Here is an 11,883-nt window from a genome sequence, read left to right as displayed (position 1 = left end):
TGTTGGAATCCAAGATCAACTGATGCCTAATGAAAAAAGTCCGTAGGGCTCAGAGGATATACCGACTCAAGTCCTGATCCTTTACGATGTCTTTCAATCGTTCACGCACATAGGTGGCACTAATGCTCATCCGCTTGTCCGGCCATCCTGGTCCCTCGAAGGAAATGTCTTCGAGCAATCGTTCCATGATCGTGAACAGCCGCCGCGCCCCGATATTCTCGGTCCGCTCGTTCACCTGCACGGCGATCTCCGCAATTTCTTCGAGCCCATCCTGTGTGAATCCGATCGCGAGGCCCTCCGTGGCCAACAGCGCCTGATATTGCCGGACCAACGCCCCTTTCGGTTCCGTCAGAATACGGACAAAGTCGTCCTTGGACAAGGGACTCAGCTCGACGCGAATGGGAAAGCGCCCTTGGAGTTCCGGGATCAGGTCGGACGGCTTCGCAACATGGAAGGCACCGGCGGCGATAAAAAGGATGTGGTCGGTCATGACCGGGCCATGTTTTGTGTTGACGGTGCAGCCTTCTACAATGGGCAGCAGGTCTCGCTGGACACCCTCTCTGGAGACGTCAGGCCCACTGGAGCGCTCGCGACCAGCGATTTTGTCGATCTCGTCGAGAAACACGATCCCGGTTTGTTCCACCTTATTGATCGCTTCACGCGTGGTGTCGTCCATATCGATCAGCTTTTGGGCTTCTTCTTGCGACAGGTGTTTCAGCGCCTCGGGTACCTTCATGAGCCGCTTCTTCTTCTTGCCCTGGAACATCCCACCGAGCATGTCACGGAGGTTGTTCTCGAGGTCATCCAAGCCTCCCACGTTGGAGATGACGCCGACCGGAAGGCCACGTTCTTTGACATCCATCTCGACCGTTCGCTCATCCAGTTTGCCCTCCCGCAACTGGAGACGCAGTTTCGACCGCGTGGTCTCATGTGAATCAGGAGAGGGGTGAGCAGGTTCCTCGCTCGTGCTATCTACAAATCCAGGTCGAGGGGGAGGTGGTGGCAAGAGGAGGTCGAGCAGACGCTCCTCTGCCTGTTGCTCGGCTTTTTGCTGAACCGAACCCAGGCGCTGGGTCTTGACCATATTGATGGACAGTTCCGTCAGGTCTCGGATGATCGATTCTACATCTCGCCCGACGTAGCCGACCTCAGTGAACTTTGAGGCTTCAACCTTGATGAAAGGGGCCTCAGCCAGCTTGGCCAGTCGTCTGGCGATCTCCGTCTTCCCGACCCCTGTCGGTCCGATCATGATGATGTTCTTCGGCATGACCTCGTCGCGGAGATCGGGTGACAACTGCTGACGACGCCACCGGTTACGCAGGGCAATCGCGACCATGCGCTTGGCATCTTTTTGTCCGATGACGTAGCGATTCAACTCTTCGACAATCTGCGGCGGGGTGAGACTATTGACGTTCAGCGGTGTGGCATCGCTCCTGAGCGGTTTCATCATGGTGGATTATCCTCGGAGTTCTTCGACAAGAATGTGTTGGTTTGTGTAGATGTCAATGGATCCGGCGATGGTCAGGGCTTCAGTGACGATCACCGGAGCCTCGAGCTGTGAATGGCGGAACAATGCTCGTGCCGCTGCCAGCGCATAGGAACCACCAGAGCCGATGGCCAGAATGCCGTCTTCCGGCTCGACGACGTCACCGGTCCCGGTAATGATGAACGACTGCTCGAGCCCGGCGACGGCCAGGAGGGCTTCCAGGCGGCGAAGCACACGATCCGTTCGCCAATCTTTCGCCAGCTCGACGGCGGCTCGCGTGAGATTCCCTCGATACTCTTCCAGTTTGCTCTCAAACTTTTCGAACAGGGTGAACGCGTCTGCCGTGGCGCCGGCAAATCCCGCCAGGACCTGATCATGGTGCAAGCGCCGAATCTTCTTGGCATTGTGTTTCATGACCGTGGTGCCGACGGTGACCTGGCCGTCACAACCCATGGCGACTCGTCCGTCGCGACGGACACAGAGAACGGTCGTCGACCGAATTTTCATGATGACTTGTGGTCCTTTCCATGTACGGGACGTGTTGTTCGTGCTCGAGGGTGAGCCCGATCGTAGACCGCCAGCAGCTGAGCCGTCGCCACATGCGTATATTTTTGAGTGGTGCTCAGGGAGGCATGACCGAGCATTTCCTGTATGGACCGGAGATCTGCCCCTTCATCCAGCAAGTGCGTCGCGCACGAATGTCGCAAGGCATGCGGGCTCACCGCTCCACCCACGAGGCGGCTGGAATACCGCGAGACCATTCGAGCGACGCTTCGTGTCGTGAGCCGACCCCCGCGATGATTCAAGAACAATGGAGCCGACAGCTGGGCGTTCAGGCGTGGTGCACACAGTGATGTCCGATAGTTCTGAATGGCCTGGAGCGCCATGTCTCCAATCGGAACAACCCGTTCCTTGCGCCCCTTCCCGCGCAGGCACACGAGGCCGTCCGTTTCATTGAGGTCACCCCGATTGAGGCCGACGACTTCACTCACACGAGCCCCAGTGGAGTATAAGGTCTCTAACAACGCACGATCGCGTAACGATAGGGGTGATGGCCCGGTCGGAAACTCCATCAGTGCTTCAGCGTCGCCCTTTGTCAGCACGCGAGGCAGTGGCTTTGGCAGCTTAGGACTTCGCAAGCTTTCCGCGGGATTTGTCGGCACGATGCCCTCACGCACGAGAAATCGAAAAAAACTCCTGAGACACGCGAGCTTTCTTGCTAACGATGATGCCTTGTCACCCTGTTGGTCCAGGTTGTGGAGATAGGCACGCACATCGTCGCTGGCGATTTTGTCCACTCGAGGGTGAGAGATGTCCGTACGGCGGAGGAACCCCTTGAACTGGAGAAGATCGGATCGGTAGTTGCGGATGGTTTCCTGTGAAGCATTGCGTTCCACTTGGAGATACATTACGAAAGTTTTGATCGCATCGTCCATGCTTCGAAATCCTCAATGGCTCGTTGGCTCAAGGCACGACGCTTCTTCTCCTTGTCCCTCGGGGGGATCGCCAAGGGCGGGAACAGGCCAAAATTGGTGTTCATTGGTTGGAAGTGACGCGGATCTGAGGCCGTGACATGCGCAATCAAACAGCCATGTGCCGTCGTAGGCGGTGGTGTGATCAATGGTTTGCCAGCCAGCGCCCGAGCCGTGTTGATGCCGGCAATGCCGCCCATGGCCGCTGATTCCGTGTAACCCTCCACGCCAACCAACTGCCCAGCGAAGAAGAGGCTCGCGCGAGCCTTGAACTGCAGGGTATTAAGGAGTAGCTGGGGGGCATTGATGAACGTGTTGCGATGCAGGCTGCCATAGCGGAGAAACTCAGCTTGTTCGAGGCCGGGGATCATGCGAAACACACGCTTCTGCTCACCATAGGTCAGTTTGGTCTGAAAGCCGACTAGGTTGTAGCATGTGCGGTGGACGTTTTCTGTGCGCAATTGCACGACGGCTGCTGGCTCCACGCCGGTTCTCGGATCTTTGAGGCCCACGGGTTTCATCGGGCCGAACTGCATCGTCTGGCGGCCACGTTCAGCGAGCACTTCAATCGGCACACAGGCCTCAAAATAGGGCGTCTTCTCAAATTCCTTCGGCTGGACTTTTTCCGCGGCCATCATGGCGTCGTAAAACGCATTGTACTGGTCTGCCGTCATAGGGCAATTTAAATAATCATCCCCGCCCTTGTCGTAGCGTGACGCCCGAAAGACGATGTCCATGTTGATCGAGTCCGCATCGACGATCGGCGAGATGGCGTCGAAGAAATACAGGTGTTGGGATCGCGTCGCTGCGCGAATGGCCTGCGAGAGCTTGTCGGAGGTCAGCGGCCCCGTCGCGATGATGCAGAGGCAGTCTGTTGGAATCTCCGCGATCTCCTCGTGAAGAATTCTGATGTTCGGATGGCTTTCCAGCGCGCGGGTGATGTGCTGAGAAAATACATCACGATCCACGGCCAGCGCCGATCCGGCCGGCACACGGGCTTGCTCCGCAGCAGCAATGATCAGCGAATTCAGCCGCCGCATCTCTTCCTTGAGGATGCCCGGAGCGTTCAGCGGATCTGACGAGCCCAACGAATTGGAGCAGACGAGCTCGGCCAAGTTGCCCGTCTTATGCGCCTTCGTCATCTCTTTCGGGCGCATCTCGTAGAGCGTGATTTTGGCGCCGCGATTAGCCGCTTGCCACGCGGCTTCGGATCCAGCCAGACCTCCGCCTACGATGACAATGTCGTCACGCATGGGATTGGAAATTCCTGTGAAGAGAAGGGCTCATTCTAGGAACCGTCTTTTATCGAAGTCAAGGAGACAGAGCACGTTGAACCAGCCTGAAATCCCGTGCTAGACTCCCGCTCGGTCGGGCGATTAGCTCAGTGGTAGAGCGCTTCCTTCACACGGAAGAGGCCACAGGTTCGATACCTGTATCGCCCACCATTTCTTCCTTTCCGAATCCCTTCTATCTCATCAGAAAGAATGACTTTTCCAGTAAGAGGCGAAGCCCTTGAATTCTGGACAGAAACCGGGGTGTCGGCTACACTTCAGATTGTCTCTCTGATTGATTTGAAGGGGGCATAGTGGATCGTAGGGTCTGAAACAAGCGAGGTTATATGATGAAAGCCACGTTAACGGTTGTCGGGATGGTGATGTTGGCTCTGGTCGCAACCGGCTGCAGCACGACGCATCAACAGGGTGTGGCTGCTGAGGACAAGGAATACATGCCTCCGACAAGCATTTATAACATCCTGGACAGTACGGCGTTGGTCTACTCCTCCCCAGCCGCCGGATCGGCCATCAGTGATCATCCGCTCCGCTGGGTCGGGTTCATTCTGCACCCGATTGGCCATGCGTTTGATTACGGGATTAATCGTCCGATGTATACGCTGGGCGGGAGCTCTCCCTATCTTCACGGATACACGGCTGAAGATAGTATGCTCGACGCCCAACGCCAGTAGCTACGGCCGACTGCTGTAAGATTAAGGCCCGCTCTTCACAGAAGAGCGGGCCTTTCATTTTCCTCTTCGCGAAGTCCCCCTCAAATCGTGTATGGTTCCTCTCAGAGGCTTCGCGTATGACCTTCTTGTGGTCCCTGATATCATCCGGCGTATTTCTCGCCCTAAGCCTAGCCATAGTCGGCTGTGCCTCGGATGCCCCGGTCCGACCCCCTCTCCCTCCCTCGGAAACCGATCTCGTTCTGTTGGCGTCGACAGCGCTCTGTGAGCACAAGGCTGACTTCTTGACCAAACATCCGTCCTCGACGCATACAGCCAACGATTGGGGAAGTGGCCAGGAGCTGACAATTCCCATGGAGCGTAGCGCCTCGCACGGAGAAGAATCCTATTTCTTCGACGAAGACGGAGTCCTCGTCGGAGCCCTCTTTACTTTTCCGAGAGGATTGGATCTTCATCCATATTCGGTGCTCCGGCACACGCTCTCTCAGCTGAAGCCGTCCCTCGAGTTCTATTTGAATGTGACCGAATTGGAAACCGGAACGAACATGGAGAGTAGTGCTCTGCTGGAAACTGGCGATGAAAAAAGCACGACCCAATATCTCGTGGCCAGTTTGCGGGATCGTCCGATGCTGCTCCAGGCTTCCTTCACCATCGACACGTATGTACGGCTGTTCTCTCCCTATCGGCGGGAGTTTCTTGATCGGCTACGCAATCCGACAGGAGGCAAGGGGGGGCAGAATATTGAAAGTCAGGGGATCGAAGATAAAGAACCGTTCTCATCTTTGCAGCAATTCTCGCGTGGACAAACCGCTCAACTTGCTTACTGTGGCGAGAAGAACTATGACATTGCCGTGGATGCGTATCAAAAGTCTATTGCCAGCGGATTTACGAATACCGTGTGGCTTGCAGAAGCCCATCATAAGCTTGGCGTCGCCTGGCAGGCGAAGGGACAACGTGAGAAAGCGAAAACCGAGCTGCTACAGTCACTTGCACTCAGACCCAATATTCCTGAGGTACTCAACAACCTCGGTACGATCGAGATCCAACTTGGAGATAAAACCGCAGGAGTGACCCTGTTTGAGAAGGCCATCGTCCTACGACCCAACTATGCGCTTGCCCGTTTTAACCTTGCTGAATCGATTGAATCGTCGAATCCTAAACGTGCACTCTCAGAATACGAAACCTACCTCGCTATCGTGGAAGGCATTCCTGAAGAAGCTGCCCGGATTGCGCATGTGAAGGAACGTGTCAAGGCGTTAAAAAAATAGGCTAGAGTCCTTAGGGGCGATGGTATCCCTATGTGGGTATCAGCGGAGGTTCTCAGCGGGCTCGCTTATCAAGACAGGGCTACGAGGAGACCAGCTATTCCCCATCCGTTCAGGCATTGACGGGTCTCACGTTCTTTGTGATCCAGCACCTAGCCCTCTTTGGTGAAGCGAAGTGGACGCAGGGCTGGTACATATTCCGATATGAAACGGATTCCTAATTGGGACGATATAGCATTCAATGATTCATCTGGTGGGTGGAGTCGCGCTGCACTTCTAATACCGAAAAAGAACGAACTCAGCCTCGAGTTTTTTCTTCCTGTTCCTGGAGGGTTTTGCACTCGATGCAGAGGGTCGTGACGGGACGGGCTTTGAGGCGTTTGTACGGGATGTCTCCGCCGCAGCGCTCGCAAATGCCGTATGTGGCTGCATCCATTCGTTCCAGGGCTTCATCAATTTTCTTGAGCAGCTTCCGTTCGCGGTCGCGAATGCGCATCGAAAAGTTCTGATCGACCTCGGCAGACGCTTGGTCACTGACGTCGGGAAACGGCTCGATGTCACCACGATGTGTTAGGACTTCCTCAGTCTCATTAAGGATTGCCTCCCGCTGGCGTTCAAGATCACGGCGAATATCCGGATACTTTCCATTTTTTGGACTTCTCTTTCGAGCAGTCACTGAACGTTTAGGAGGTGTTGCGCGAGGAGGTTTCGTGGAAGAAGTTCGCTTTTTTGGGGGACGTGTTTTCATAGCCAGGGCTCTAGACTCGAGGGAATACGTGAACTATAGCAACCTCGCTGAGAGAGGGTCAATGCGGACTGGGAGGTAACCTATTAGGTTTACAAATCTCGCCGTCCTTCAATCGATTTCAGCAGCGTTACTTCGTCCGCATACTCAATATCCATACCGACCGGAATGCCATAGGCGATGCGTGAAACGCGCACACCGAAGGGCTTGAGCAATCGTGTGAGGTAAATCGCAGTGGCCTCTCCTTCTATGGTGGGGTTCGTGGCGAGAATCACTTCTTGAACTCCACCCAGTTTCACGCGGTCGATCAGCTCCTCCGCCTTGATGTCTCCAGGACCAACGCCGTCGAGCGGAGACAGCGCTCCCAATAGGACGTGATAGAGGCCACGATAGGCACCTGCCCGTTCAACGGCATACAGGGTACTCGGTTCTTCCACGACAAGAATCTTCGTCCGATCGCGTTTCGGGTCCAGACAAAACTCGCATAAATCCCCCTCGGCAATGTTTCGACATTGTCGACAAAACGACAACCCGTCCTTCACTGCTCGGATCGCATCTGCTAATCGCAAGGCATCATCCCGCTCAGCTTTCATCAGATGAAAAGCCAACCGTTGTGCGCTTTTGTGACCGATTCCAGGAAGACGGACCAATTCCTTGATCAGTCTTGCCAGCAAGCCTTGTTGATCGACGGCCATCGTTAAAACAAGCCCGGGATTTTCATTCCGCCGGTCAACGCTTTCATTTCACCTTCCATCAATTCTTTCGCCTTACGGAGTGCTTCGTTCGTCGCGGCCACTATAAGGTCCTGAAGCATATCGACATCGCCGCTCTTCACAACTTCAGGATCGATCGTTACGCCGACAATCTGCATCGCACCGTTCGCGGTGACTGTAACAATCCCACCGCCTGCCGTGCCGCTGGTGGTCTTCGATGCTGCTTGTTCTTGAAGCTTGGCCATCTGTTCCTGCATGGCTTGAGCTTGCTTGAGGATGTTGTTCATGTTGCCGAAAGGATTTTTCATTCGCTTGCCTCCTGTTGGGCTATGGTACGAACCTCGGCTAACTCAACGCCGAAGATCTCGAGTGCCTGTTTCACCGTTGGATTCGCTTTTGCGCGTTCGAACAACACCGTTCGCTGCTCTTGTTCCTTAGCGGCTCGAATTTGGGCCATAGTTGGCCCTGGGGGATGAGCCTCGTTCAGCTCGATGATGCGAACACGGACCGGATGCCCCACTTGCTGTTCACATAACTGCGCTAGTACAAGGAGGTTTTCTTCCTTCTCCAATCTGGCTCTAGCCAGAGTCGCCTGCTTTGGAAATCCGATAGTCACGAAGCCGCCTTCCATCCCGACAAACCGACCAGCCTCGAGGAATGGTGCCATATTTGGAAATGAAGCATTGACCTCTTCTTGGACCGATTCCCAGTGTAATGTTGGGTGTGGGCCGACAGGTACAGTCGGCATGGCTGCTGAAGTCCCTGCCACCGTATCAGCCGCAGGTTTAGGGACAACCTCTGAAAGAGCTGGTCCGTCAGCCTGCCCCGGTTTAGAAGCGGAATGAGGGTGAGAGGCTAGCTTTGTGCCGACAGGCATATCCTGACGCCGAGAAGGGGGAGCTGCAGCTGGTGAAATGGTTTTACGCGCGTCTGAGGTAATGGGATGCTTTTGGGTTGAAGGAGGCGGTGCGGCCTGGACAGGCTGGCCCGTGTGGCTGTCGCGTTGGCGGAACAATCGTGTGGCTCGGATGGCGGCAGTTTCTACCACGAAACGAGGGTGAGAGCTGAATCGGAGCGAATCCTCAGCCTGAATGAAGATTGCCAATAGTTCCTGGATTTGTTCAGGCGTCAACGATTTCGCTTCTACCGAAAGCTGGTTCAGGTCGTCTTCCGCAGTTTCAATCAAACTGCGTAATTCGGTTGTACCGGAAACGACTGCGGCCACAAGCAAATTGCGGAGACGTTCGACCACGTCTGCGCAAAATGCCCGCAAGTCATGTCCTTGATCAAGCAACTGGGCAAGGCTGGTCAGTGCAGCTGGGCTATCTTGGGCGAAAATCGCTCCCACGAGGTTCTGGACCATCTCTTGGGGCACGGCTCCCAAGATTACTTCAAGTTCGGAATGGCGGATGGTCTTGCCACCATAGGCGACTACCTGATCAAGAAGACTCAGGGCATCACGCATGCTTCCTTCGCTGGCTCGAGCCAGCGCCACGAAACTTCGGTCCTCAAGGGTCAACTCATCTTGAGCCGCGACATGTCGCAGTCGCTCGATGATCTCGGCCCTCGGGATGCGCCGAAAATTGTAATGCTGGCACCGTGAGAGAATCGTCGCGGGGATCTTGTGAATTTCCGTGGTGGCAAACACGAAGACGACATGCGCTGGGGGTTCTTCAAGCGTCTTTAAGAGGGCATTAAATGCCGAGTTAGAGAGCATGTGAACTTCATCGATGATATAGACACGAAACTGTCCACGAAACGGTGTGAACTTGATGTTTTCACGAATTTCCCGGACATCGTCCACACTGGTATTGGATGCGCCGTCAATCTCGATGACGTCGACCGAGCTACCCTGTGCAATTTCGCGGCAATTCTCACACGTGTCACACGGGCGGCTCGTTGGTCCTTGTTCACAGTTGAGCGCTTTTGCGAGGATTCGAGCGACGGTCGTCTTTCCCACGCCGCGGGTACCTGAAAATAGATAGGCATGCGCGATTCGCTTCGTCGAGACGGCGTTCATCAGTGTTTGAACGACATGCGGCTGACCGATCACATCATCAAACGTGCCGGGCCGATATTTTCGAGCGGAAACTAGATAATCCAAAAGTCGCTATCCCCTTCCGGTGAGCAATAATCTTAGGATGTCACAGATGGGAGAGTCCAGATCCACAGAGAAGACCTCCTGTCCTCTTTTCAACATAATTTGAAAAGAGAAGTGGGGCCAGGTGATCCTGCGGCACACAGAACTGGCTGTTTACCGTTGCTTCCTTCCGGACCTGGCGGGGTTCACAGGGTTCCATTGCACAGGGCCCAGCCCCTAATTCTTTAAGCGAGGCTCTACAAAATAGTCCGCACATGAGGTGTTTCTCCGCCCACTCCAATTACCATGGAACGAGAGTGGTACACGCTATGTGCGGTATGGCGGAGAGGGTGGGATTCGAACCCACGGTCCCGTTGCCGGGACGCATGCTTTCCAAGCATGTCGATTCGTCCACTCTCGCACCTCTCCGCTTCGAGAAGTACAAAGGGCGGCATCTTAGCATGCGTATGCATGACCAGCAAGGCAAACAGGTCATGCCCCTGCTGAGTTGGTCGCGAGATCACATAGAGATTACCTTTTAAGCTGTGTATCCTGACGAACGGGGGGGATGAGGTTCCCTCGGTCGTATGGGTTGACACTAGCATGGGTCCAACGGTACAAAGCTATACGGTATTGCTACTTTTTGTTATCTCACTACTTAGAGGGTAGATCCGCGGACGTTCTCCACCGTTGCGAGAGTGGCGGAACTGGCAGACGCGCGAGACTTAGGATCTCGTGGGTGACCGTGGGGGTTCAAGTCCCCCCTCTCGCACCATCACTTCGATCCCCTTGACTAGGAGTCCGAACCGTGACGATGAAGATGGAAGTAACGGAGCTGGGACCGATGAAACGCGCCTTGAAGATCGAGGTGCCGGCCGAAGAGGTAACCCAACAGTTTTCACGTGCATATCTAGAGCTCAACCGTCAGGTACAGATTCCAGGATTTCGACCAGGGAAGGCTCCCATGGCGATTCTAGAAAAGCGTTATGCTAAAACGGTTGAAGAGGATGTGATCCGAAAACTGGTTCCTGATTTCTATGATCGAGCTATTAAGGAGGCAGGAATCAGCCCGGTGGTAGTCGAAATTCCACCCTTGGATCGAGTCAAAATCAAAAAAGATTCGCCGTTCACGTTTACTGCGACAGTTGAGATCAAGCCCACAATCGAGCTTCACAACTATAAAGCGCCGAATCCAATTTCCCTTCCGGCCGACAAACGCACTGTTACCGATGAGCAAGTAGATCGCGCGCTGGACGTGTTACGCGAACAGCATGCTCAGTTAGATGCTGCACCTGTTGGTGCAGCGATAGCCGAAGGAAACTATGCCATCGTCGATCTTGAGGGATTTCTAGATGGTGTCCCTCTTGAAGGGACCAAGAAAGAAGGTCAGCTACATAGGGTAGGGTCAAAAGCGGCCTTATTAGGCATCGAAATCGATGAGCACCTTATCGCAAGACAACAAGGAGACGTTATCGAAATCCCTCAGACTTATCCTGTAAGTCATCCAGATCAGCGTGTCGCGGGAAAGTCCGTCAGATTCAGTTTGGATATCAAAGGGGTCAAACAGAGGAGGATTCCTGCACTTGATGACGAGTTTGCCAAGGACTGTGGATCATACGCGTCACTCCACGAATTGCGAGAGAAGCTACGCGGTGAAATGGAAAAGGCTCTCAAGAAAGACATTGAAGAATCTTACAAGGACACACTGCTCAAACGTCTTCTTGAATCCCATCATTTTGACCTTCCCGACTCACTCGTAGAACGAGAGCTGAGTACGATTGTGCGTCAAAAACTCCAAGCACGGCATCGGGGTAACGCTACCGATTCTCTTCCGGCCGTTGATGACGAAGAACGGAAGAAGATGCGCGAGGAACATCGTGATGAGGCGAATCGTCGTGTTAAGGCGGGACTAATACTCGAAGCTATTGCCGAAAAGGAAGGTGTGTCAGTCAGCCAAGAAGATCTGAACAACGAGGTCACTCGATTGGCCACTGAACTGAGAGTCCCGATGGCTGATCTCGTAAAGATGATCCAGGCAGGTGGCCAGGATGCCATCGATGAGTTGCGGGCACGGATCTTGACTGACAAAGCTCTGGATATTGTCTATCGCCAAGCGGTCATTCAAGGATGAATTCAGTCGTTCGTTGCGCCTGATCTCAACC

At 54.4% G+C, this 11,883-nt stretch carries 11 protein-coding genes, 3 tRNA genes and 1 other RNA gene; 5 read left to right on the top strand and 10 right to left on the bottom strand.

The genetic code is table 11. The features are described 5' to 3' along the window. Nucleotides 1–49: 49 nt before the first annotated feature. Genes hslU through trmFO form a run of 4 tightly spaced genes read right to left on the bottom strand, consistent with a single transcriptional unit; the run spans nucleotide 50 to nucleotide 4,211 of the window. Nucleotides 50–1,417 carry an ATP-dependent protease ATPase subunit HslU gene (hslU, locus tag IPM58_07055; protein MBK9306835.1) on the bottom strand — a complete coding sequence of 456 codons (1,368 nt, stop codon included), beginning with the start codon at nucleotides 1,415–1,417 and terminating at the stop codon, nucleotides 50–52. Nucleotides 1,418–1,456: 39 nt separating this feature from the next. Continuing rightward, entirely contained in the window at nucleotides 1,457–1,993 is a 537-nt protein-coding gene (hslV, locus tag IPM58_07050) for an ATP-dependent protease subunit HslV (GenBank protein MBK9306834.1), read from the bottom strand. Next, nucleotides 1,990–2,922 carry a tyrosine recombinase XerC gene (gene xerC / locus IPM58_07045; GenBank protein MBK9306833.1) on the bottom strand — a complete coding sequence of 311 codons (933 nt, stop codon included), beginning with the start codon at nucleotides 2,920–2,922 and terminating at the stop codon, nucleotides 1,990–1,992. Before xerC ends, hslV begins: the two co-directional genes overlap by 4 nt. After that, entirely contained in the window at nucleotides 2,895–4,211 is a 1,317-nt protein-coding gene (gene trmFO / locus IPM58_07040; protein ID MBK9306832.1) for a methylenetetrahydrofolate--tRNA-(uracil(54)-C(5))-methyltransferase (FADH(2)-oxidizing) TrmFO, read from the bottom strand. Before trmFO ends, xerC begins: the two co-directional genes overlap by 28 nt. A gap of 117 nt (nucleotides 4,212–4,328) precedes the next feature. On the opposite strand from trmFO, the gene IPM58_07035 reads away from it, so the two are divergent. From IPM58_07035 to IPM58_07025, 3 genes are all read left to right on the top strand, one after another. Then, nucleotides 4,329–4,403: transfer RNA gene (locus tag IPM58_07035), tRNA-Val, on the top strand. Nucleotides 4,404–4,576: 173 nt separating this feature from the next. After that, nucleotides 4,577–4,921, top strand: coding sequence for a hypothetical protein (locus IPM58_07030; protein ID MBK9306831.1), 345 nt, complete (start codon nucleotides 4,577–4,579; stop codon nucleotides 4,919–4,921). Between the two features lie 116 nt (nucleotides 4,922–5,037). Beyond that, complete coding sequence (locus tag IPM58_07025; GenBank protein MBK9306830.1) at nucleotides 5,038–6,186, top strand: hypothetical protein; 1,149 nt, start codon at nucleotides 5,038–5,040, stop codon at nucleotides 6,184–6,186. 295 nt (nucleotides 6,187–6,481) lie between these two features. Here IPM58_07025 and dksA read toward each other — a convergent pair whose 3' ends face one another. The 6 genes from dksA to IPM58_06995 form a co-directional block, all read right to left on the bottom strand. Further along, nucleotides 6,482–6,931 carry an RNA polymerase-binding protein DksA gene (gene dksA / locus IPM58_07020; protein ID MBK9306829.1) on the bottom strand — a complete coding sequence of 150 codons (450 nt, stop codon included), beginning with the start codon at nucleotides 6,929–6,931 and terminating at the stop codon, nucleotides 6,482–6,484. 89 nt (nucleotides 6,932–7,020) lie between these two features. Then, nucleotides 7,021–7,623, bottom strand: a complete 603-nt coding sequence (recR, locus tag IPM58_07015) for a recombination protein RecR (GenBank protein ID MBK9306828.1) — start codon at nucleotides 7,621–7,623, stop codon at nucleotides 7,021–7,023. Nucleotides 7,624–7,625: 2 nt separating this feature from the next. Next, complete coding sequence (locus tag IPM58_07010) at nucleotides 7,626–7,949, bottom strand: YbaB/EbfC family nucleoid-associated protein (protein ID MBK9306827.1); 324 nt, start codon at nucleotides 7,947–7,949, stop codon at nucleotides 7,626–7,628. After that, on the bottom strand, nucleotides 7,946–9,745 hold the full coding sequence (gene dnaX, locus IPM58_07005) for a DNA polymerase III subunit gamma/tau (GenBank protein MBK9306826.1): 1,800 nt from the start codon (nucleotides 9,743–9,745) through the stop codon (nucleotides 7,946–7,948). The genes IPM58_07010 and dnaX overlap by 4 nt, the downstream gene beginning before the upstream one ends. A 112-nt stretch (nucleotides 9,746–9,857) precedes the next feature. After that, nucleotides 9,858–9,957: signal recognition particle sRNA small type (ffs, locus tag IPM58_07000), an RNA gene on the bottom strand. Between the two features lie 103 nt (nucleotides 9,958–10,060). Continuing rightward, nucleotides 10,061–10,150: transfer RNA gene (locus IPM58_06995), tRNA-Ser, on the bottom strand. Between the two features lie 263 nt (nucleotides 10,151–10,413). On the opposite strand from IPM58_06995, the gene IPM58_06990 reads away from it, so the two are divergent. Together IPM58_06990 and tig are read left to right on the top strand one after the other, a co-directional pair. Further along, a tRNA-Leu gene (locus tag IPM58_06990) sits at nucleotides 10,414–10,496 on the top strand. A 39-nt stretch (nucleotides 10,497–10,535) separates the two neighbouring features. Further along, nucleotides 10,536–11,852: a trigger factor gene (gene tig, locus IPM58_06985; protein MBK9306825.1), complete on the top strand. Its 1,317-nt coding sequence runs from the start codon at nucleotides 10,536–10,538 to the stop codon at nucleotides 11,850–11,852. Nucleotides 11,853–11,883 lie beyond the last annotated feature (31 nt).

It is taken from the genome of Nitrospira sp., from assembly GCA_016715825.1.
Lineage (GTDB): Bacteria > Nitrospirota > Nitrospiria > Nitrospirales > Nitrospiraceae > Nitrospira_D.
Note: the sequence above shows the minus strand (reverse complement) of the source record. Positions and strands in the feature narration are given on the sequence as shown.

What these genes read in the sequence shown, in the direction of transcription:
- IPM58_07025 (MBK9306830.1), top strand. Translation starts at nt 5,038, where the DNA reads ATGACCTTCTTGTGGTCCCTGATATCATCCGGCGTATTTCTCGCCCTA.
- trmFO (MBK9306832.1), bottom strand. Translation starts at nt 4,211, where the DNA reads ATGCGTGACGACATTGTCATCGTAGGCGGAGGTCTGGCTGGATCCGAA.
- IPM58_07030 (MBK9306831.1), top strand. Translation starts at nt 4,577, where the DNA reads ATGATGAAAGCCACGTTAACGGTTGTCGGGATGGTGATGTTGGCTCTG.
- hslV (MBK9306834.1), bottom strand. Translation starts at nt 1,993, where the DNA reads ATGAAAATTCGGTCGACGACCGTTCTCTGTGTCCGTCGCGACGGACGA.
- tig (MBK9306825.1), top strand. Translation starts at nt 10,536, where the DNA reads ATGAAGATGGAAGTAACGGAGCTGGGACCGATGAAACGCGCCTTGAAG.
- recR (MBK9306828.1), bottom strand. Translation starts at nt 7,623, where the DNA reads ATGGCCGTCGATCAACAAGGCTTGCTGGCAAGACTGATCAAGGAATTG.
- IPM58_07010 (MBK9306827.1), bottom strand. Translation starts at nt 7,949, where the DNA reads ATGAAAAATCCTTTCGGCAACATGAACAACATCCTCAAGCAAGCTCAA.
- xerC (MBK9306833.1), bottom strand. Translation starts at nt 2,922, where the DNA reads ATGGACGATGCGATCAAAACTTTCGTAATGTATCTCCAAGTGGAACGC.
- dksA (MBK9306829.1), bottom strand. Translation starts at nt 6,931, where the DNA reads ATGAAAACACGTCCCCCAAAAAAGCGAACTTCTTCCACGAAACCTCCT.